The organism is Paenibacillus sp. Leaf72 (assembly GCF_001422685.1).
Lineage (GTDB): Bacteria > Bacillota > Bacilli > Paenibacillales > Paenibacillaceae > Pristimantibacillus.
Genome location: NZ_LMLV01000002.1, coordinates 19,901 through 41,535, shown reverse-complemented (window position 1 = coordinate 41,535; position 21,635 = coordinate 19,901). Strand labels below are relative to the sequence as shown.

The window sequence follows — 21,635 nt, the reverse complement described above, 5'->3', positions numbered from 1 at the left end:
CCTGTTCGGCACGATCTTTCACCGCCGATCGCTCCAGTCTTCCAGCGTGATACAGTTGGTTTTTCAGTCTAATACCTATTTCGCTGGGCTGACAATTCTAACAGCTGTAAAGCGCGTAACATCAACCATGCTAGTCTACAACTTAATTTTCTTTCGACAGTCGACTCGTGAGCAAACTTTAAGTGGAGAGCGGCAAACATAGTGTGGAGAGTTGCAGACTTCAATGGAAGTCTACACCTATCTCATTCATTTGGTTTCACCGCTCATTCATTTATTTGAGCTACTAATAGCTAGTCTAAAAAATTCATTATTAAAAGTCATTTAAAAATCTCACGACGAAAAAACAAGGGCAGTCCTATAAAATAACTTAGGACTACCCTTAATGATTAAAAAAGTTTTAAACTTTCGTTTCGTCTTTCGTTTCGTCACTTCCTATTTAGAAAGAGAAAAAAGACTTTATTGTAATGAATCATGGACATAAACTATTTTGAAAAATCACACACTATATTGTTAAAGAAACGACTATATTGTCTAGACAACAACTTTAATGTCACTAGACACAGGGGGGAATTTATTACTCTCCCCTACTCCACCGTAACACTCTTCGCCAAATTTCTCGGTTTATCAACATCATGCCCGAGCGCAAGCGAAGCATAGTAGGAGATCAATTGCAGTGGTACAACGGACAGTGCTGGCGTCAGGATCGGCAGTGTGCGAGGGATCGAGAACAGTGTATCAACCGACTTGTTCGCTTCCTCTTCATAGCCAACATTACCAATACCGAGCACATTCGCGCCGCGCGCTTTTACTTCTTTAATATTGCTCAATGTTTTCTCATACAACTCTTCCTGCGTGACCAAAGCGATAACCGGAACGCCTTCTTCGATCAGCGCCAGCGTGCCATGCTTCAGCTCGCCAGCTGGGTAAGCTTCCGAGTGAATATACGAAATTTCTTTCAGCTTCAGCGAGCCTTCCAGCGCTACTGGATAGTCAATGCCGCGGCCAATAAAGAATAGGCTCGGATGCGAGGAGATCGATTCAGCAATATCGCGCAATACCGGCGCTTGCTCCAAAATGCTTTCCACTTGCTCAGGAAGCTCTTGCATCGCAGCAAGAATTTCGCTTACCTCCGCTGTATTTTTCGTTCCCAGCGTATCCGCGAAATACAAGCTGAGCAGGTAGAATACTACGAGCTGCGACGTGTAAGCTTTCGTCGAAGCAACCGCAATTTCCGGTCCTGCCAACGTTACCAGCACATCATCCGCTTCGCGGGCAATCGAGCTGCCCACTACGTTCGTAATCGCCAATACGCGAGCGCCATTGCGCTTCGCTTCACGAAGTGCAGCAAGCGTATCCGCTGTTTCACCGGATTGGCTGACTACAATTACGAGCGTGTCTGGCGTAATGATCGGCGAGCGGTAACGATATTCCGAAGCGACATCCGTTTCAACCGGAATGCGGGCAATGGACTCAATAACCGTTTTACCAACAAGGCCAGCATGATATGCTGTTCCGCAAGCTACGATATGCACTTTACGAATCGATTTAATATAATCCTTCGTCATCGCCAGTTCAGACAGCTGTACCGATTTGCCGTCGTCAGCAACGCGGCCCAGCATCGTGTCGCGGTATGCTTTCGGCTGCTCATAAATTTCTTTCAGCATAAAATGATCAAATCCGGCTTTTTCTGCGGTTACCAGATCCCAATCGACATGGAATATTTCCTTGGAAATAGCTGCGCCTTCTGTCGTCATCAATTCGACACTATCACGTGTCAAAATAGCCATTTCGCCGTCGTCCAAAATATAAACGTCACGCGTATGCTCCAAAATCGCCGGAATATCCGATCCGATGAAGTTTTCGCCTTTGCCTACGCCGATGACGAGCGGGCTTGCAAAACGAACCGCTACGAGCTTCTCCGGTTCAAACTCTGTCAAAACGCCCAGAGCGAATGCTCCGCGCATACGTTTAACGGCACGCTGCACCGCTTCAATGATGTTGCCGTCATACTCATCAGCTACGAGATGCGAGATCACTTCTGTATCCGTCTCCGATACGAATACATGGCCTTTCGCAGTCAATTCATCTTTCAGATCCAGATAGTTCTCAATGATACCATTGTGAACGACCGAAAATTTAGCGGAATTGTCCGTATGCGGATGAGAGTTCACATCGGATGGCTTGCCGTGTGTTGCCCAGCGCGTATGCCCAATGCCGACGGAACCATGCAATGGCTCACCTTGCAGCTTGCCTTCAAGATTAGCAAGGCGTCCTTTAGCTTTCGAAACTTCAAGACCGTTGTCTGTGAATACAGCAATACCTGCCGAGTCATAGCCGCGGTATTCCAGCTTTTTCAGCCCTTCGATCAAAATCGCCTGCGAGTCACGTTTACCAATATATCCTACAATTCCACACATAATTTAATAGACCTCCGTTTTAGGTATAATGCCCTTATGACGGATGCCTGCCTATATGCGGCACAGGCGCTATTCGGTTGTCACAAATTCAGTTCTGCTTTTGTCCAAAGAAGTTGTGTAACCCTCTGCCCATACCAGCCCCACAGGCGGCACCATAGACATACGGGAATAAAAGTTCAATTATTTCGTCTGTTGATGCCTGCTGAACGTTTGTATGAATGGTCGCCCAATCATTTTGCGTCTCAGCTTTCGGTTGGCATGCTATAACCGGGAGGCCCCCGCCGAACATTTCGAACACCTCCACCTCGTCAGCTTCCCGTATGATCGCCCCGAGTGCTTCTCCATAACCACTGTATCCGCACATCCAACATGCAGCCCATTCATCGGTTACGTAGAGCATCAAAACGAATCATCACGCAAGCTCTGGCGCTTATATTGCAGTGTAACCTCGATCCTCGCTTTCCTTCTGGAATGAAATCATTACTCTCTATTGTATTCATTATCAGGCAAATATGCAACAGCATCGGGCTCGTGCCCATTCATAAGCAGCTATACCCACCGATTGTCTCCATTGCCTCATTCATTCTATGTCTCAACAAATTATCGGTGCCTAGCCGCCTGCCTCCCGCAAATCACCTTAGCATGCGCTCAAGCTTCAACGCATATGCTTCGGTTCAATCACCGGAGGCAAGCGGCCTTAATCATTAAAGGCACTGATTATTGTCATTTATGCCGCTTAACATTACTATCGTTTACTATTGCTCACATAAAAAATAAGTCACGTATAATATGACTGCCATTAAAGTATATAGGCGCCAACCCTTACGGACATTGAAGATTATGGTTGAAGTTTCCTATCGTTAACGATTATCGCCGCTGAAAACTCAGCCCATTAATCTTTAACCGAGTTCTTTTTTCACCACATCAACGATTTTTGCCACGTATGCTTCAACCTGAGCCTTGTCTGGCCCTTCTGCCATGACGCGAATGAGCGATTCCGTACCGGAAGGACGAACGAGCACACGGCCGTTGTCGCCAAGCTCACGAGACACTTCTTCCGCTACTGCTTCAATCGCCTGGTTGCCCAGGTATTTGCTCTTGTCTTCTACGCGCACGTTAACGAGCACTTGCGGGAACTTGCGCATAATGGTTTTCAGCTCGCTGAGCTTGCGGCCGGAAGCTTTAATCGTATCGACCAGCTGCAAAGCGGTCAGAATGCCGTCACCCGTTGTAATATAATCCAGAAAAATAACATGGCCGGACTGCTCGCCGCCCAAGTTGAAGCCGCCGCGACGCATTTCTTCCATCACGTAGCGGTCGCCAACAGCCGTTTGCGCGGTTTGCAGGCCAAGCTGCCCCGCCGCTTTGAAGAAACCAATGTTCGCCATAACTGTCGTAACGACGGTGTCATGCTTCAGCTTTCCAGCCTGTTTCATAGCGTCGCCAATGATGCACAAAATATAATCGCCATCGACCTCTTCGCCCTGGTCATCAATCGCAATCAGACGATCGGCGTCGCCGTCAAAGGATAGTCCCAAATCCGCTTTATGCGCCAGCACCTGCTCACGCAAATATTCCGGATGCGTCGATCCGACGCCCGCATTGATGTTGCGGCCATCCGGCTCCGCTCCTACCGTAATAATTTCCGCGCCAAGCTCGCGGAATACAGCTGGCGCCAGCTCATAAGCAGAGCCGTTCGCGCAGTCGAGCACGATTTTAAGGCCGCTGAACCCGCCTCTAATCGTCGTTTTCAAAAAGTCCAGATAACGCTTCTTCGCGGAATCGTCATCGGTTACAGTGCCAATATCGCCGCCTACAGGGCGCGGCAATTCATCCTGCTCCGCATCAATCAGCTGCTCAATGCGAATTTCCGTCTCATCCGACAGCTTGAAGCCGTCGCCAGCGAAAAACTTAATGCCATTATCCTCAACCGGATTATGCGAAGCGGAAATCATAACGCCCGCATCCGCCTTCAGCTCGCGTGTAATATAAGCGACTGCCGGCGTCGACACGACACCTAGGCGCACAACGCTTGCGCCGATAGACAGCAAGCCTGCGATAAGCGCCGATTCCAGCATTGGACCGGAGATACGCGTATCCCGTCCGATGACGACTACCGGCTTATCTGCCTCTCCCGTTAATACGAATCCGCCGCAGCGGCCAATTTTATAAGCAAGCTCTGGTGTCAATTCCTGATTCGCGACACCGCGCACGCCATCTGTACCAAAATATTTCCCCATTGTCGTTCTAGCCCCTTTTATTATATCGATATTGACTGAAAAACCAGCCAATCCTATGCTGCTGCTCATTAATCAACTAACCATTTGCGTTTGCGGAGCTGCCATTGCTAGGCTCGCCGCCCGCATTCGTAGCTCCATTGCCATCATTGCCGCCATCGTTTCCCGAGCCAGGACTAGGCGTACTTTCTTCCTCATCCGGCGTTGCCGATGGCTCAGGCGTTGGAGTCGGCTCCGGCTTGGTCGTACCGCCGCTTTCTTCCGGATCTGCCGTCACCGGATCAGACTTCTCGCCAATAACTACCGTAGCGGTTAATGCCGCTTCTTCGTTCGTCAAGGTCACGAAACGCGGCACCGTTGTCGACAGCTTAATCGTATGCGTTCCAGCCTTCAGTCCCTGCAAATCAGCTGTCAGCTGCAAATCCTTGTCGCTAATTGCCGATAGCACATCTGGTGCGCCGTGAATGGTGAGGCTCGCCTCGCCGCTCTGCGGCTTGCTGATTTCAGCAAAAAGCCCTTCGCCAACATTTGTTAATTGAATCGCTCTCGTCAAGGTCAGCGCTTCCCATGAAACGACATTCACCTCAACATTAATTTCAGCAGGCTCAACCATCACTATGCCATCCAGCTTCGTGACCTTCGCCTTCACCGTGCCCGACTGCTCGACAGCTCCGAGATCAATCGTCACCCCATTATATACTTCGAGAGCATCAAGCGTTTTTTGATCCGCATAAACGGCAACTTTGTCGATTTCCGGTTTAATCGAAGCGATGCTTAAACCTTCCGGCAAGCTGCCCGTATAGCTGATCTGGAGCGGTACCATCTTGATTGGCGGAGTGACGGGAACCTCCACATCGACGATCTTCGGATCGGTAATGGCATGCTCCATCACTTTGCCTTCCGTATCATAAACGACAACACCCGCTTTTTTATCCTCAACTGTCGATTTCGCGCCTTCCACACTAACGGTCGCGCTTACCGAACCGACATATTCCATTTCATCCTTCGGGAGCGTCACTTTAACGGACGGAACTGTCTCCTTGCCGACCAGTGATGGCGTTCCAACAATATAGCCGCTTGAAGGCGTACCAGACGTCTTCAGCCCCAAATCAAAGGACTTCGTCTGAATTTCTTCGATATCTACCTTTATCGTACGCTGTGAAATTTCCAGCAGGTTGACGCCGCTCGGCATCGTATACGTTAACGGCACAACATGCTCGCCTTCCCCAAGTCCGGTTAAATCAGCTGTAATAATATAATCCTCGTCTTTGGCAGTGAGCAGCTTGGAGCGGCGGCCTTCTACCATAATCCTGACAACGGTCGGCTCCATCTGCACGAGCGAATATTTAGCTTCATCCAGCCCGGTTGGAATAATTTGCGCGGCCTCGATAATTTTTTTATCTGTATTGGAGGTCACCGCAGCAGGAGTCGATTCCGGATCGAAATGCACGACTGCCCACAGCAGCAGCGCAATGACGATAGAAATAATTTTGATCGCTGTCGGATGACTAAGCCATTTATCCATCCTGGCCTCCTTTCCGCTTCCAGAACGCGAACGACTGACGTTCCTTCGTGCGTCCATTCGTCTTCGGAGTCAGCTCCTCGAACAGCTTCGAGATTAGCGATTCTTCTTTAATATCACGAACGATCATGCCGTTGAGCGCCAAGGAAACTTGTCCCGTTTCTTCCGATACGACGACCGACACCGCGTCACTAACCTCGCTGACGCCGATGGCCGCACGATGGCGCGTCCCAAGCTCCTTGCTTATAAAAGGATTTTCAGACAGCGGCAAATAACAGCCCGCCGCCATAATTTGATTACCCCGAATAATGACCGCTCCATCATGCAGCGGCGTATTTGGCGTGAAAATATTGTTCAGCAGCTCGGAGGTAATCCGCGACTCCATCTGTACACCTGATTCAATCAGTTCATTGACGCCGGTTGTCCGTTCAAATACAATTAGCGCGCCAATTTTTCTTTTCGCCATAAACTGAACAGCCTTCATCACTTCATCAATCTGCTCATTGACGACATCCTTATCCATGAAGGAGGAGCTGACGAACAGCTTTCCTCGTCCCACCTGCTCCAGCACCCGCCTCAGCTCCGGCTGAAAAATGATGAGGACAGACACGACGCCAAAGGTGAACATTTGGTTCATTACCCATTTGAGCGTATATAAATTAAACCATGTGCTAATCGCCCATACAGCAATAAGCACAAGGATTCCCTTCAAGAGCTGAACCGCTCTGGTTCCTTGTACAAGCAAAATGATTTTGTAAATAATATAGCTGACGATCCCGATATCAATGACGTCCTTGATGCCGTTCTGCCAAGTCAAATCTGCAAAGTAACTCATGTATGAACCCCCAAACAACCGAGCACGTATCGCATGTATTTTGAATTTCAACTTATTATTTTCTATATTCGGTGCGGAAACTCCTTTATTCAAGGTGAAACAGCTGTCGCCATCCTTTGGCGGTGCAGCACGTTTCATTCCGAGAAATATAGAGAAAGGATGGACACATCATATCCTTTCCTATATTTCAAGGTGAAACGGCTGTCGCCATCCTTTGGCGGTGCAGCGCGTTTCATTCCGAGAAATATAGAGAAAGGATGGAACAATCATATCCTTCCCTATATTTTCGAAAAAAAAGCTGCCTTCCCGTCAGGAAGGCAGCTCACCTAAGAAGCCAATCCGCTGAAAGTTGTCGTTACCTTATACCAGAACCAATCCAGTGCCTGATCAATGGTCCGGCTTTGCCCGGCAATAAAACCGGTCGAGGCCAAATTGAGGGAACCGTCAATGACCGTTACATTGCCATCGATTTCGCCTCTAACGTCGGCCATGCCATTTTCAACGATCAAATTTCCTTTAATATGCACACCTTCTGGAATTGTAACCGTGTTGCCGTCAATAACGACCTGATGCAGATCCTCGCCCGACACCACCAGCTTCGTATCGTGTCCCCACATGGAGACAAAGCTGCCCAGCATAACGAGTACAAAAATCGCTGCGACCGTTACGCCTGGGTACTTGTAGAGCAAACGCAAATACTGCGGACGAGTCTTCGCCTGCGGTTTCGGTATTTGGTCCAAAATAAGCTGCGTCAGCTTCTCGGAAGCCTGTATATCGTAATGCGGGACCACTGCGGCATGCTCTAAGGCGGAAAAAGTCATCGCTTCCGTCTTCTCCAGCTGTTCGAACCGAGCGAGGCAAGCGGGACAAGTACTCATATGCCCCTTCAAATCCATCGTACCTTGTCTGGTCAGATCACCGTCAAAATAGTCGTGCATCATTCCGATGGCGACTTTGCATTCCATAGCAGCCAGTCCTTTCTTTCTTTTGCTTACGTTAACGCCCTACTACAACTATAGGATACGTATCAAATCCGAAAGTGTTTCAAAATTTCGCGACAAGCTTTCGGCCAATTTTACAGCTTGTATTCCAGCTTCTTGCGCAGAAACTCCCGTCCCCGGTGTACCCTCGTCTTAATCGTCGTGACAGGGATATCCATGACCTCGCTAATTTCTTGAAGAGACAAATCCTCAATATAGCGCAGCATCATTACCGTCTTGTATTTCGGCGGAAGCGAGGCAATCGCCTGATGAATAATCCGCTGTGTCTCAGACAGCAGCGTCTCCGACTCGGGCGTTCGATTGTCGCTTGGAATCATCGAATAACCATCCAAACCTTCATGATCCGTCGATTCCGCATCTAGCGAATATACAGGCTTGCGCTTGCGCAGCTTGTCGATGCAAAGATTCGTCGCGATCCGATAAATCCAGGTGGAAAATTTCAAGGTTTCATCATAACGCTCTAAATTTCTATACACTCGCATGAACGCTTCCTGCACGACATCTTCCGCCTCTTGACGGTTGCTCAGCATGCGGTACGCCATGTGAAAAAGCTTGTCCTGATAGAGCCCTACGAGCTCAGCAAATGCCCGCTGGTCGCCTTTTAACGATAATTTTGCAAGGCGGGCTTCCAATACATTCACTTCTACTCCTCCAAACTTTCCGTTTGAACGGATTGTTGCCGCGAGTGCTATTATGAATCAGCAATGCCTACTAAAACAAATATAACTCCTGCCGCGTCCTCTGCCCTTAAACTCTATAGAAAATCGTAATCCACATGGACTTAAAAAGCAAGATAAATGCGCAAGTTGAAACGGCTATTGCCGCCTTATTTGAACTATTATATACGTTTTCCACTCTTTATGGCAAAAAAGCAGCTCTCAAGCTTATCGCTTGATGCTGCTCTTGCCGGGCCTTTTACGGATGCGCTGCGTACCGCACTTCGTCCCAGCCTTCTTTTATAAAAGAGATTATAAGGAATTGGTCATCAGTTTTTGAAGCACGCTTTGAATTTCGCTCGATGGAATGGCAAAACCAATGCCCTGCGCCTCGGTGCTTACCGCCGTATTAATGCCAATGACCTGACCGCTCGTATTGAGCAGCGGACCGCCCGAGTTGCCCGGGTTAATGGAGGCATCGGTTTGCAGCAAATGCTTGTAATCCTTCGTGCCGCCATCTTCGTCTTGGACGGAAATCGGACGTTCTTTCGCGCTTAGCACACCCACTGTCATCGTGTGGTCAAAGCCATACGGATTGCCAATTGCAATAACCCAGTCGCCGATTGCTGTGCTGTCAGAGTCGCCAAGCGACAGCGTCGGGAACGCCGTCGTTCCGGTAATTTTCAGAACCGCCAAATCCAGATCGGCGCTGGAGCCTACCACCTTAGCCACAAACGGCTCATCATAACCTTCTACGGTTACCTTCACTTGGGAAGCTCCGCTAATGACATGCTCATTCGTTAAAATGTAGCCATCGGACTGGAATATGAATCCCGTTCCCGAACCTGTAAGCTGCAAATTGGAATCGTCTGTTCCGCTCTGGTCATTAGAGCCTGCACTCGGCTGCTGCTGGCCGCTCTGCGGTGCCAGCTGCCCGAAAAACTGCCAGTAGTCTGAACCGCGTCCGCTTGCGCGTGTCGCTTGGCCGTAATTTTCAATTTTGACAACCGCCGGGGACGCTGCCGCATAAATGTTGGAAATTTGGCTGTCCACCGAATTCGCTGCTGTTGTCACGCCCGCGCTGTTCTCGCTGCCATTGCTAACTACACTGCCGTTAGTCGTATTTACCGTAGCCACGCCGCCTGTGAACAAATTGCTGCGATCCGCTGTATACATAAAGCCGCCAATGACGACAGCCCCTGCTAAAAATGCTGCAAAAATGGACTTCAACGGCGTACGCTTCGCTGGCTTCTGTGAACCCTCATCGCCGCCTCTGCCTGCGTCGCTTTGTCCTCTGTCCGTCATCGTCCGCAGCTCACTGAGCTGCTTCTCATACGAATGGCGCAAGTTAGAGGGAGAACGCTCCGACTCGTAGATGTAGGAAGCAACAAGCGGCGCCGTCTGTTTTCCAGCTTCTTGCCCTGCAGCTGTTTCCTGCTGCGCCGCGGATGAATCTGCTTGCTGCGGCTTTGCCTGGCTGCTATCCGCATCCGCTGACGCCGAAGCCTCACGCCCCGGTTCAGCCGCATCTTCATAACCATAAACGGTTTTGAAAACTTGCTCACCCTCCGGCTTGCCCTCTTGCTTGCCAACTGCACTCGATTGCTCGATTTTGCTATCGCTTGCCCCCGCTGCGTTCATCTTCGCCTGTTGTTTCCCTTGTTCGCCGCCATTTACTTGATCCGCCATACGTTCATCTCCCTGTCCATTCATGCTGTTATTTGTTCCTCTATATTGGTTGTCCTCGCTCATCTTGATTGCCTCCTTCAAGTTTTACCGAGTAAATTTCTTCACGTAAGCTAAGTATTGAGATAATAAGGATTAGTCAGTGTGTATTCGGTCATTTTGTTTGCCTTCTATGTATACATCATGCAGGATGCACCTTAAACCAAACTTAAGCGATATTTAAAGCAACATAAAACCTTTCGGGGCAGCCCTATTTGCGTACTAAAAAGCTGTACAAGCGCATAACAAGTCCCCTTGCTGCCGCTCAACCCACCTTTTCAACGCAAAAAAAAGCCAAGCTGGGCAATGGCTGCCCTGCTTGGCTTTCCTGTTCACGCCAGCGTTTTCTGGCGTTTATTTATTTGTTCAAGCGCCTTATTAGCCCGTGTTTCTCAGGCCGGCGGCAATTCCGTTAATCGTGAGCAATACTTCACGAAGCAGCTCTGGATCATCCTCGTCCTTCGCCCGCAGTCCGCGGAGCTCAGTCAGAAGCTGTACTTGCATGTAGCTGAGCGGATCGACGTACGGATTACGGAGGCGAATCGATTCTTGAATAACGGGTACGTTATCCAAAATTTCCGTTTGGCCCGTAATGCTTAAAATCATTTGCGACGTCAGCGCGTATTCCGACTCGATTTGCTGGAAAATACGGTTGCGGATCGCCTCGTCGGAAATCATGCCCGCGTATTCCTTCGCAATAATAAGATCGGCTTTCGCCAGTGCCATCTGCAAATTGTCGATCAAAGAGCGGAAGAATGGGAACTGCTCATACATCGTTTTTAGCGTCTGCAGACGCTCTTCGCTTCCATCCACATATTGCTGGAGCGCTGTGCCGGCTGCATACCAGGCTGGCAGCAAATAACGGCTTTGCGTCCAAGCGAATACCCATGGAATGGCACGCAAATCTTCAAAGCGGTCACTGTTTTTCCGTTTGGACGGACGGGAGCCAATGTTCAGCTCGCCAACCTCAGGCAGCGGTGTCGACTCCTTGAAGTATGTGAGGAAATCCGGATCACGGAAAATCAAATCCTGATATTTCTCCAGCGCCGTCTCGGAAATCGAACGGGCAATCTCTTCCCACTCCGGCTCGGCTGTCTGGCCTTGCTCCGGATATTTGGCCAAGCGCGCAGCTGTAATCAGCGCCCAAGTGGCCTGCTCCAAGCTGCGGTATGCGATACCCTGCATCGAATAACGCGAGGAAAGCACTTCGCCTTGCTCGGTAATTTTGATGCCGCCGCCTACTGTATGCGGAGGCTGTGCCAAAATGCTGCGGTTCAGCGGCATGCCGCCGCGACCGAGCGCGCCGCCGCGTCCGTGGAAAAACTTCAGCTTAACGTCGTATTCGTTCGCCGCTGCTGTAATTTCCTTAAGCGCTACACGCAGCTCCCAGTTAGCTGTAACCGCTCCGCCATCTTTATTGCTGTCGGAGTAGCCCAGCATAATTTCATGCAGATCGCCGCGAGCCGCAATGGCTTGACGGTAAATCGGCAGCTCGAACAGCTGCTTCATAATAGCTGGAGCCGCATGAAGGTCGTCAATCGTCTCGAACAGCGGCACCGATTGAACGGAGCAGTGAACGGTACCGTCGCGATCTTGGCGGAACAAGCCGACTTCCTTCGAGAAGACCATGACTTCCAGCATGTCGCTGGCGCCCTGCGTCATACTGATCAGGTAGCTCGAAATGCAGTTCGGGCCAAATTCTTGCTTCGCACGGTAAGCCGTATGGTAGACATCGAGGCATTCACGCGTTGCATCTGTATAGTCCAAATGGCTCGACGTCAACGGACGCGGATCATTCAGCAGGCGATGCAGCAGCTCAACCTTTTCATCCTCATTCAAAGCCGCATAATTCGGCGTAATGTTCATTTTCGCCAAAATTTCAGTCATCGCATTTTCATGCTCTTTGCTGTGCTGGCGAATATCGAGCGTCATCAGGTGGAAGCCGAACAGCTCAACCTGGCGTACCAGCTTGCCGATATGCGTATCTGCGACATAATCCGCGAAGTGATTGCGCAGGCTGCGGTCAATAATTTTCAAATCCTCCAGCAGCTCTTCCGGGTTGTTATAGCGCATAGCGGAGCCTTTAAGCGCCTCATTGCGCGTATTTGCGAGCTTCTCCAGCATAAAGCCAAGCTTGATGCGGTAAGGCTCCTTCGTATTGCGCCACAGCTCTACGCATTTCAGCTCAACCTGCTCGCGGTCGCGGCGAATCGATTCGATCAATTCATCCGACACTTCCACAATGTTCGTGCTGAAGCTCAGTTGGCCCATCAGCTCATTCAGCGTTTCTTCATACTTGCGAATCGCCAGCAGGCGGTGCATCGTCAGCGCTTCCCACGTCACCTTCGCGGTTACGGAAGGGTTGCCGTCACGGTCGCCGCCGATCCACGAGCCAAAACGGAGAAAGTCTGGCGCATGCCATTTTTCACCTGGATAATATTTTTCAAGGCAGCGCTCTAGCTCCTCGTAAACAGCAGGCAGCACCTCGAATAACGTTTCATCAAAATAATACAAGCCGTTGCGAACTTCGTCGATAACCGTAGGCTTACGGTCGCGAAGCTCATCGCTTTGCCACAAAATAAGCACTTCATTCAATAGCTTCTCGCGAAGCTTCTCGCGCTCACGGTAAGTCAGCGTCGGATTATCAAGCTCCATCACATCTTCAGCAATCCGCTTGTGGATGTCCAGCACCGCTCTGCGTGTAGCTTCCGTAGGATGTGCGGTCATGACAAGCTCCAGCGAAATGCCGCTCAGCATTTGCTGTACATCTTCCACTGCGATTTGACGTTCCTTCAGATCCGCTACAGCGCTCTCAATGGAGCCGCGTTGAACGCCTTCCCCAGTAGAACGCTCATAATCGCGCTTGCGGCGAATACGGTGATTTTGTTCAGCAATGTTAACCAGTTGAAAATAAATCGCGAAGGCACGAATGACCTGGTGCCTAATTTCCGGGCTCAATGACGACACGGTCGTCTTGAATTGCGCGAATAGCTCCGGAATATATTCCGCTCGCAACGATTTGCTTGTTTCGCGGATTTGCTCCACAATTTCAAGCAATTCCTTGCCGCCCTGGTGGACGAGCACTTCGCCGAGTATGTTGCCTAGAAACCGAACATCCCTACGCAGCAAATTGTTCGCTTGCTGGCGGCTTGCCGATAAATTCGTTGCAGCTTGTTCCGACATACTGAAATCCTCCTGTAGCGTGCCCTATAACGGACTCATTTTAACTATCATACATCATACTACAAAATCCTTCATGGTTGAAGCCCCGCCATTTACCAAGATGTATGGGAGGATGTCTATCATGCTCGCAACTAAAAAGGGGGTATTTCTCATAAAATAAGGCGATGATCTTCTGCATTTCCGCCAACTCCCTACATTACCCCTATCTGCTTCATTTCTATCTAAATCACTATTTTTGAATAAATGTAATCGTTTTCTTATCCAGAAAAAAGAGTAGTTGCGATTTTCGTAAACCATCAGGTATGGTATAAAAAGGAATTTAAGGTGAAAAGGTGGGAACTTCTATGCTCCAGCTATACTTGCCATTGCTTTTGTTTATCGCAGCTATTGTTTATGTGACAGTTAAACTTACAGACAAAAAGGGCAGCTACCAGATGCTTGCCCCTTATCAAATCGCCGTTATCGCCTTCAGCTTGCTGCTTATGCTCGTGCAGTCATTTATCCCTTACCAGAATGTTACGTTTAGGGGCGGCGCATTGGCATCCTCGCTGCTGTCCACCGCCTTGTCCCTGCTCGCAATTTTCCTCACCTATTTCAGAAAAAATAGTTGGGCCTACCTCTCTCTTGCTGCTGCTTGCGCTTCGGGAATCGTGTCCGTCCTTCTGAAAATATATTAATGGAAAATTTTCCGAAAACCGAAATTTATAGAAAATAACAAAAGCCAACCAAACAGCGCTGGCTAGTTGGTTGGCTTTTATTTGGCTAAAGAATTACTAAATCTGCTTGCTACTTTTCAAGCCGCTTATTTCGACTCCACATCCCACTCATACACATTGATGAACGCGCCCAAATCCTTCGGCCCACCGACCAGCACGCGTTTGTTCGTTGCCAGCAGGCGGTAATCGGCGAACAAAGCAATTTGCGGCAGATCCTCCATGATTAGCTCCTGCACCTTGTCATAGATGACGCGGCGTTTGTCCGAATCCGTCTCCTTCGTGCCTTCCAGCAGCAGCTTGTCCATTTCTATACTGGAATAGCGGGCATAGTTTGTTTTGCTTCCCGTACCAAATACGGTCGTCAAATCGGGATCAAGAATAAAGATGAGGCCCAAAATATCCAAATCGTATTCGCCTTTGATCAGCTTCTGCACCGACGTGGCAAGATCAAACTTTTGCACTTGGGCGTTGATGCCTACCGCCTTCAAATTTTCGACAATAATGTCGGCAGCCTGCTCCCTCGTCTTATTGCCCGAAGGCACGACCAGCCTCAGCGTCTTGCTCGAATCCCAGCCTGCTTCCTTGAGCAGCTCCTTCGCTTTTTCCGGATTATACGTAATAGGCGTCAGGTTTTTGTTATAGTACGGGTGAATCGGCGTATATTGCACATCCATGCTCTCGCCTTCGCCTTTAAGCAGATTGTCGATCATCATCTCGCGATTAATCGCATAAGCGATGGCGTGGCGCACGCGAGCGTCGGTTATCGTCTCATTATTGAAATAAAGATTTTGGTAGTTGAACGGCTTGCCGGACACCGCATTAACGTTGGACATGTTTTTCACTTTCTCAAAATCCTGTACCGAAATCGTGCCGATACCCGGGAAGTTCATATCAATCTCGCCGCTTTGCAGCTGGGCAACCAAATTGCTCGAAGGCATAATTTTAAAATTCAGCTTGTCCAGCTTGGGCGCGCCTTTGAAAAAATCCTTGTTGGCTTGCAGCTCAATATATTGATCCTTGGCGTAAGTAACGAAGGTGAATGGTCCATTGACGACGGTCGGCTTTTGGAAAAATGGATTTTGCGCCAGCGTCTCCGGACTCGCGTCTTTCAATACATGCTCCGGCAGCGGCTTAAGGTTTTTGCCGAAGCTTTCCATGAACAGGTTAGGGTCCACTGGCTGCTTCGTGCGGAATTCGACGGTGTGGTCGTCGATTTTTTTCACGCCCGCTACATCGCTTGCCCCTTCCGGCAGCTTGCCTAGCTCATCGAAGCCTTCCAGCAGCGCATAACGAGTGGACAGCGATACAATCGACTTCGGATTGCCAATCAGCTTCACCGTAAATACGACATCATCCGCTGTGACGGACTCACCGTCGCTCCATTTGGCCTTTTCATTCAGCTTTACGGTGTAAACCTGATTATCTTCGGTTTCAATGCTGTCGGCCAGCATCGGAACGAACTTCAAGTTTTCATCCAGCTCCATGAGCGGCTGGAACAAAATCGACGTCACAATAATCGACGTATTGTCCGTCTGGTCAATGGGATTAAACATAAGCGGCGCATTCGTAATCCCGATGTTTACGACCTTACTTTCCCCCGCTGGCTTCGCTTCGCTGCCGCCGCTTTCTCCGGCTGTAGCTGGACCGCTGCTTGAGCATGCGCTTAGTGTCAGCATAGATATAATTCCAACAAGCGCACAAACCATTTTCCAACTGTTTTTTGTCTTCATCGATGATTGTCCCCCTTAAAATGGTCGTTATTTCAAGCTTTTTGGATCCATTGCATCGCGCAGCCCGTCGCCGATAAAATTTACCGACAATACGCTAACGACGATCATGATGCCCGGCGGCAGCCACAGCCATGGCTGCGAGGTCAGCACCGTAAGCGATTGGGCATCGGTAAGCATATTGCCCCAGCTTGCTGTTGGCGGCTGAACGCCAAGCCCCAGGAAGCTAAGCGAAGCCTCGGATACGATAGCACCTGCAATACCGAAGGTTGCATTCACGAGAATCGGAGCCAGAGCATTTGGCAAAATGTGCTTGAACAAAATACTCTGCGTACCTAGTCCCAAAGCGACTCCCGCTTTGACATAATCCATCTGCTTAATCGACAGCACGCTTCCCCTTACAAGCCGCGCTACGCCCGTCCAGCCAAGGAAGCCAAGAATCAAAATGACATTCGTCAAGCTGGGACCGACTACGCTGACCACAACGAGAATAAGCATCAGCTGGGGAAAGGACATAAAAATATCCGTCACCCGCATGACCGCCATATCCACAATGCCGCCAAAATACCCCGAAACGAGGCCCAGCACCGTCCCTATCGTGACGCTGATTAAGACGGAGCCCAAGCCGACCATAAGCGACACTCTCGCCGCGTATATTAACCGGCTCAACACATCGCGCCCTACCTGGTCGGTGCCAAGCAAATGCTCGGCGGAAGGCTCGGCTTCGAAAGCCTCCGTCACCTGATAAGGATCATGCGGAACGATCCAAGGAGCCATAATTGCTCCCAGCGAAAGCAGCGTCATGAGGACAAGCCCCGCTACCGCAAGCTTGTGCTTCTTAAATCTGCGAACGACCATCCCTGCATAGCTCTCTTCTTTATGGCTGCTTTTCACAGCCGTCTCTGCGAGCTGGCCGCCTCCACCTCCAGAGCCCGCTGCCTTGTTCGTGCTCATCTGCAGCATAGCCATGGCGCTTCCCCCTCTCCTTGTTGCGAGACTATCGTTTTCGTTACGTTCTTACTTATATTTAATACGCGGATCTGCAACGGAATAAATAATATCTGTCAGCAGGTTTGCCGCAAGCACCATGAAAGCCGCCAATAAGTTTAATGCCATTAAGGTTGGATAATCCCTGTTCATAATGGAGCCCATCGTCAGCTGGCCGATCCCCGGCCAAGAGAATATTTGCTCGGTTACAACAGCACCGCCCAGCAGAATCGGCACTTCAAGCCCGATGACCGTGACAATGGGAATCAGCGCATTGCGCAAGGCATGCTTATTCACGACCATAAACTCGCGTACGCCCTTGGCGCGTGCGGTCCGCAAATAATCCTGGCCTAAAATATCGATGACGCTCGACCGCACATAACGAATCTTTTTCCCCGCAATGCCTGTCCCCAGTACGAGTACGGGAAGGATGAGATGCTTCAGCCGGTCGACGAACCCGCCATCCCCGCCAAGCGTAATCATGCCACCTGAGGGCAGCAGCTTTAATTCCAGTGAAAATACGTAGATTAAGCCCAGCGCGAGGAAAAAGTTCGGAATGGATATGCCGAGAAAGGAACCGCCAGTCGCCAAATAATCCAGCTTGGAATTTTGCCGGGTTGCGCTAATGATGCCGAGGGGAACCGCAATCGCCAAGCCGACGATGAGCGACAGCCCCATAAGGGTGACGGTCGGCCCAATGCGCTCGCCGATCATTTGCGCCACAGGCTGATAGGTCGTCAGCGAGAAGCCGAAGTTTCCTTTGAACACATCAACCAACCAGTGGATGTATTGCAAATACAGAGGGTCATTCAGCCCCAGCGCGTCCTTCTTCGCTTCAATGTCGGCTGGCGGCGTATTGGGGTCGATCATCATTTCGACCGGACTTCCGGGCGCCAGATTGATGACAATGAAATTAATGATGGTCACGCCCAGCAGCACCGGCACAGCAATTAACAGACGCCTAATGATATAGGCCAGCATGCGGCTCTCCCCCTCTTCTCATAAACGATAGACTCTAGTGAAAAATGTTCCCTGCGGGCATTCCCGCAATCTTGCAATCTTGCCTTCCAGCGTTCTTGCCTTCCAGCGTTCTCGCATTCTTGCATTCCAGCGTTCTTGCAATCCCGCCACAACGTTAGGCTTCGCTCGCAAAGCACGCGACACTGTGCTGGGCGCCCTTCAGCTCCGGCTCCTGCTCGCGGCAGATTGCCATCGCCAGCGGGCAGCGTGTATGAAACCGGCAGCCGCTTGGCGGATTCGCCGGACTTGGCACATCGCCTTGAATAACGATGCGCTCCTTCGTCCGCAAATGCGGGTTAGGGACCGGGTAGGCGCTGAGCAGCGCCCGCGTGTATGGATGCTTCGGCTGGCGAAAAATGCTCTCCGTCGTCGCAATTTCAACGATCTTGCCCAAATACATGACCGCAATGCGGTCGCTAATATACCGAACAGCCCCGAGGCCGTGACCGATAAACAAATAAGTGAGCTGGAACTCCTTCTGCAAGTCCTTTAGCAGATTTAGCACCTGCGCTTGAATCGATACGTCGAGGGCTGATACCGGCTCATCGCAGACGATCAGCTTCGGCTTAAGCGAGAGCGCCCGTGCAATGCCGATCCGCTGGCGCTGTCCTCCCGAAAACTCGTGAGGATAGCGGTTTTTGTAGCTTTTTGGCAAGCCTACAATTTCAAGCAGCATCTCCACCTCGCCCGCCACCTGCTCCTTCGGCAAAATGCCATGCACCAGCATCGGCTCCGCCAATATATCGCTAATGCGCTTGCGCGGATTGAGCGAGGAGTACGGATCTTGAAAAATCATCTGCATGTCCGAGCGGACCTGTTTCATCGCCTTGCTGCCATAATGGGCAATATCGTCGCCCCGGAACAAAATCCGCCCCTCCGTCGGCTCCTCCAGCCTGACAATCGTGCGGCCAATCGTGGATTTGCCGCAGCCGGACTCCCCGACCAGCCCCACCGTCTCGCCCGGATAGATTGCCAAATTGACGCCATCGACCGCTTTGACATGCCCGACCGTACGGGAGATGACCCCTTTACGAATCGGATAATAGGTTTTCAACTGCTCGATTTGCAGCAGCGGCTGTCTGCCTGCCAGCTCCGGATTAACCATACGCAGCCTCCTTCGCCATGCTTGCCGGCTGCTCAGCGAGCCAACAGCGTGTTAAGTGATTTTTGCCGGAGGGAATTAATGGTGGAAGCTCCGCTTCGCATTTTTCCATCGCATGGGGACATCTGGCACGGAAGCGGCAGCCTGCCGGCATATTTTGCAAGGACGGGACGGAGCCCGGTATGGATGCAAGCCGTTCGCCAAGCTCCGCATCAATATGCGGAATGGACTGCATAAGCCCCTGTGTATAGGGATGCCTAGGCTCATCGAACAATGTATACACATCCGTCTCCTCTACAACTTGGCCTGCATACATCACGATGACTTTATCCGCCATTTCCGCAATGACGCCAAGATCATGGGTAATGAGCATAATCGCGGTGCCCGACTCCTGCTTCAGCTTCTTCATCAGCTCCAAAATTTGCGCCTGTATCGTCACGTCCAGCGCCGTCGTCGGCTCATCCGCAATGAGCAGGCGCGGCTCGCAGGACAGCGCCATCGCAATCATGACCCGCTGTCTCATGCCCCCGGAGAGCGCATGCGGATATTCATCCACCATAACCTCGGGGCGGGGAATGCCTACCCTTTTCAACATTTCTATCGCATAGGCTCTAGCCGCCTTTTTATCCAAGCTCATATGCAGCCGAATCGCTTCAATCATTTGATGCCCGATCGTAAATACCGGATTAAGCGACGTCATCGGCTCCTGAAAAATCATTGAAATATCATTGCCGCGAATATCGCGCATCTGAGCTTCGGTCAGTTCCCCAAGGCTTTTATCCTCAAAAATAATTTCCCCGCGTCTGATGCGCCCCTTCGCCCCGAGCAATCGCATAATCGACAAGGAGGTGACGCTTTTGCCGCAGCCAGACTCGCCAACGATGCCCAGCGTCTCTCCCGGTTTAAGCCGAAAGCTGACATCATCAATTGAAATCACTTCCCCCTGATCGGTACGAAAGGCCGTCTGCAGCCGATTGACGGTTAGCAAATGCTCCATGCGCTTCTCACGCTCCCTCTGCAAATGTGTGTAAGCTGAACCTGATTCTTACCTTGCAACAACGGGCAGCGGCTTCGCTTCAGGCGGTATTAAGCTTTGGTAGGGCTTGCCCTCGCGCTCTGCCTCATGCTCCTGCTTCGCCAACGCAAGCAGCTCGGGATTTAGCAGAAGCTCCGCTGCCGTCGCCGCCATAACTTTGCCGGCATGCAGCATGCCTTTGTGTCCTATCGACGTGGCGCCTTGGGAGACGACCTGCCATGTATGAAGCGGCGTGCCAAGCGCAAGACATGCGGTTCCGCACTGCGCTGTCGGCACAAGCCAGCTTACATCGCCTACATCCGTCGAGCCGGGCACGATGCCGGCTTTGGGCTTGTACGCCTCCAGCTTATCGGCCAGCGGCTGCTCCGTATCCTCGCCCTGCTGCCTATCGCTTTGCAGCTCCTGCGGGGACAGCGTCTGGCGAATGTGGCTGGCGAACGCCTTTTCCTCCGCATCAAACTGCGGAATGCCAAGCCGTTCGAAATTTTGCTGCATCACCTTTTCAAGCGCCGTGTTCAAAATCATATTCGAGGAAGCCGCGTCAAAGCGGATTTCCAGCTCTGTTTCGGTCATCAGTGCTGCGCCGCGGGCAATGTTCGTTACACGCTCATACATTTGCGCCACCTGCTCATTCAGCGGAGCTCTCAGCTTATACAGCACCTCGGCCTCCGCCTGTACAACGTTTGGCGAAATGCCGCCGGCATTCGTAACCGCATAATGCAGGCGCGTTTCCTGCTCCAGATGCTCACGCAAGTAGTTGGCGCCCACGTTCATCAGCTCCACGGCATCTAGCGCGCTGCGTCCCAGATGCGGGCTGGCAGCGGCATGGGAGCTGCGTCCCTTGAACTTGTAATACACTTGGCACGTAGCGAGGAAGCCATAGGACATCACGCCATTGCGCGTGGAAGGATGCCAAGTCAATGCCGCATCTACACCGTCGAAAAGCCCGGCCCTCGCCATAAAGGCTTTGCCGCCTCCGCCTTCCTCTGCTGGACAGCCATAATATTTCACCGTGCCGGCCAAGCCATTTTCCAGCATGTAAATCCGAAGTGCTGCTGCCGCCGCTAGCGCCCCGGCACCTAGCAAATTATGTCCGCACCCATGTCCATTGCCGCCTGCCTCAATCGGCTGCTTCTCCGTCAAGCCTGGGCGCTGACTCAAATTAAATAAGGCATCATATTCGCCCAAGATGGCGATGACCGGCGCACCCGAGCCAAAGCTGCCAACGATGGCATGAGGCACATCGCCCGCTTCCCTCACAACGTCGAAGCCTGCCTGCTCAAGGGTGGCAGCGACAAGCTCCGCCGACTTCTGCTCCGTATAACGCGTTTCTGCATATGCCCAAATTTCATCGCTCAGGCGAATGAATGCCTCTCGTTTCTGGTCAATAATTGCGGATAAACGTTCTGCATGATGCGTCTTATTCGTTGGGCTCAAAGCAGTCAGCTCCTTTTCCTGTCTCTGTTATTCA

The 21,635-nt window shown here is 51.0% G+C and carries 16 protein-coding genes; 1 reads left to right on the top strand and 15 read right to left on the bottom strand.

The window, feature by feature from the left end:
- Window positions 1-584 precede the first annotated feature (584 nt).
- From glmS to ppc, 9 genes are all read right to left on the bottom strand, one after another.
- Entirely contained in the window at window positions 585-2,417 is a 1,833-nt protein-coding gene (gene glmS, locus ASF12_RS09520) for a glutamine--fructose-6-phosphate transaminase (isomerizing) (protein WP_056033178.1), read from the bottom strand.
- An 88-nt stretch (window positions 2,418-2,505) separates the two neighbouring features.
- Window positions 2,506-2,781: a hypothetical protein gene (locus ASF12_RS09515; protein ID WP_155972986.1), complete on the bottom strand. Its 276-nt coding sequence runs from the start codon at window positions 2,779-2,781 to the stop codon at window positions 2,506-2,508.
- Window positions 2,782-3,316: 535 nt separating this feature from the next.
- Window positions 3,317-4,657, bottom strand: a complete 1,341-nt coding sequence (gene glmM, locus ASF12_RS09510; protein WP_056033172.1) for a phosphoglucosamine mutase — start codon at window positions 4,655-4,657, stop codon at window positions 3,317-3,319.
- Between the two features lie 76 nt (window positions 4,658-4,733).
- A complete protein-coding gene (locus ASF12_RS09505; protein ID WP_056033169.1) occupies window positions 4,734-6,179 on the bottom strand; it encodes a CdaR family protein in 1,446 nt (481 codons plus the stop codon).
- Window positions 6,172-7,011 carry a diadenylate cyclase CdaA gene (gene cdaA, locus ASF12_RS09500; RefSeq protein WP_056033166.1) on the bottom strand — a complete coding sequence of 280 codons (840 nt, stop codon included), beginning with the start codon at window positions 7,009-7,011 and terminating at the stop codon, window positions 6,172-6,174. Before cdaA ends, ASF12_RS09505 begins: the two co-directional genes overlap by 8 nt.
- A gap of 326 nt (window positions 7,012-7,337) precedes the next feature.
- Window positions 7,338-7,976: a zf-HC2 domain-containing protein gene (locus ASF12_RS09490; protein WP_056033159.1), complete on the bottom strand. Its 639-nt coding sequence runs from the start codon at window positions 7,974-7,976 to the stop codon at window positions 7,338-7,340.
- A 110-nt stretch (window positions 7,977-8,086) separates the two neighbouring features.
- Window positions 8,087-8,653 carry an RNA polymerase sigma factor SigW gene (gene sigW, locus ASF12_RS09485; protein ID WP_056033156.1) on the bottom strand — a complete coding sequence of 189 codons (567 nt, stop codon included), beginning with the start codon at window positions 8,651-8,653 and terminating at the stop codon, window positions 8,087-8,089.
- A 327-nt stretch (window positions 8,654-8,980) separates the two neighbouring features.
- Window positions 8,981-10,420, bottom strand: a complete 1,440-nt coding sequence (locus tag ASF12_RS09480) for a S1C family serine protease (protein WP_056033153.1) — start codon at window positions 10,418-10,420, stop codon at window positions 8,981-8,983.
- A 351-nt stretch (window positions 10,421-10,771) separates the two neighbouring features.
- Window positions 10,772-13,576, bottom strand: coding sequence for a phosphoenolpyruvate carboxylase (gene ppc / locus ASF12_RS09475; protein ID WP_056033150.1), 2,805 nt, complete (start codon window positions 13,574-13,576; stop codon window positions 10,772-10,774).
- A gap of 344 nt (window positions 13,577-13,920) precedes the next feature.
- On the opposite strand from ppc, the gene ASF12_RS09470 reads away from it, so the two are divergent.
- Window positions 13,921-14,253 carry a hypothetical protein gene (locus ASF12_RS09470; RefSeq protein WP_056033147.1) on the top strand — a complete coding sequence of 111 codons (333 nt, stop codon included), beginning with the start codon at window positions 13,921-13,923 and terminating at the stop codon, window positions 14,251-14,253.
- A gap of 125 nt (window positions 14,254-14,378) precedes the next feature.
- Here the strand turns inward: ASF12_RS09470 and ASF12_RS09465 are convergent, their stop codons facing one another.
- The 6 genes from ASF12_RS09465 to ASF12_RS09440 form a co-directional block, all read right to left on the bottom strand.
- Complete coding sequence (locus tag ASF12_RS09465) at window positions 14,379-16,022, bottom strand: ABC transporter substrate-binding protein (protein WP_056033143.1); 1,644 nt, start codon at window positions 16,020-16,022, stop codon at window positions 14,379-14,381.
- Between the two features lie 27 nt (window positions 16,023-16,049).
- The gene (gene opp4C / locus ASF12_RS09460) at window positions 16,050-16,982 is read right to left on the bottom strand and encodes an oligopeptide ABC transporter permease (RefSeq protein WP_442952522.1); all 933 of its coding nucleotides are present in this window, start codon (window positions 16,980-16,982) and stop codon (window positions 16,050-16,052) included.
- 54 nt (window positions 16,983-17,036) lie between these two features.
- Entirely contained in the window at window positions 17,037-17,987 is a 951-nt protein-coding gene (locus ASF12_RS09455) for an ABC transporter permease (RefSeq protein ID WP_056033137.1), read from the bottom strand.
- A 154-nt stretch (window positions 17,988-18,141) separates the two neighbouring features.
- Window positions 18,142-19,131, bottom strand: a complete 990-nt coding sequence (locus ASF12_RS09450; protein ID WP_056033134.1) for an ABC transporter ATP-binding protein — start codon at window positions 19,129-19,131, stop codon at window positions 18,142-18,144.
- A complete protein-coding gene (locus tag ASF12_RS09445) occupies window positions 19,124-20,125 on the bottom strand; it encodes an ABC transporter ATP-binding protein (protein WP_056033131.1) in 1,002 nt (333 codons plus the stop codon). The genes ASF12_RS09450 and ASF12_RS09445 overlap by 8 nt, the downstream gene beginning before the upstream one ends.
- Before the next feature lie 48 nt (window positions 20,126-20,173).
- Entirely contained in the window at window positions 20,174-21,601 is a 1,428-nt protein-coding gene (locus ASF12_RS09440) for an amidohydrolase (protein WP_056033127.1), read from the bottom strand.
- Window positions 21,602-21,635: the final 34 nt, after the last annotated feature.

Excerpts from the sequence above, each read along its gene's own strand:
- glmS (WP_056033178.1), bottom strand. The coding sequence starts at position 2,417 with ATGTGTGGAATTGTAGGATATATTGGTAAACGTGACTCGCAGGCGATT.
- ASF12_RS09515 (WP_155972986.1), bottom strand. The coding sequence starts at position 2,781 with ATGTGCGGATACAGTGGTTATGGAGAAGCACTCGGGGCGATCATACGG.
- glmM (WP_056033172.1), bottom strand. The coding sequence starts at position 4,657 with ATGGGGAAATATTTTGGTACAGATGGCGTGCGCGGTGTCGCGAATCAG.
- ASF12_RS09505 (WP_056033169.1), bottom strand. The coding sequence starts at position 6,179 with ATGGATAAATGGCTTAGTCATCCGACAGCGATCAAAATTATTTCTATC.
- cdaA (WP_056033166.1), bottom strand. The coding sequence starts at position 7,011 with ATGAGTTACTTTGCAGATTTGACTTGGCAGAACGGCATCAAGGACGTC.
- ASF12_RS09490 (WP_056033159.1), bottom strand. The coding sequence starts at position 7,976 with ATGGAATGCAAAGTCGCCATCGGAATGATGCACGACTATTTTGACGGT.
- ASF12_RS09480 (WP_056033153.1), bottom strand. The coding sequence starts at position 10,420 with ATGAGCGAGGACAACCAATATAGAGGAACAAATAACAGCATGAATGGA.
- ppc (WP_056033150.1), bottom strand. The coding sequence starts at position 13,576 with ATGTCGGAACAAGCTGCAACGAATTTATCGGCAAGCCGCCAGCAAGCG.
- ASF12_RS09470 (WP_056033147.1), top strand. The coding sequence starts at position 13,921 with ATGCTCCAGCTATACTTGCCATTGCTTTTGTTTATCGCAGCTATTGTT.
- ASF12_RS09465 (WP_056033143.1), bottom strand. The coding sequence starts at position 16,022 with ATGAAGACAAAAAACAGTTGGAAAATGGTTTGTGCGCTTGTTGGAATT.
- opp4C (WP_442952522.1), bottom strand. The coding sequence starts at position 16,982 with ATGCTGCAGATGAGCACGAACAAGGCAGCGGGCTCTGGAGGTGGAGGC.
- ASF12_RS09455 (WP_056033137.1), bottom strand. The coding sequence starts at position 17,987 with ATGCTGGCCTATATCATTAGGCGTCTGTTAATTGCTGTGCCGGTGCTG.
- ASF12_RS09450 (WP_056033134.1), bottom strand. The coding sequence starts at position 19,131 with ATGGTTAATCCGGAGCTGGCAGGCAGACAGCCGCTGCTGCAAATCGAG.
- ASF12_RS09445 (WP_056033131.1), bottom strand. The coding sequence starts at position 20,125 with ATGGAGCATTTGCTAACCGTCAATCGGCTGCAGACGGCCTTTCGTACC.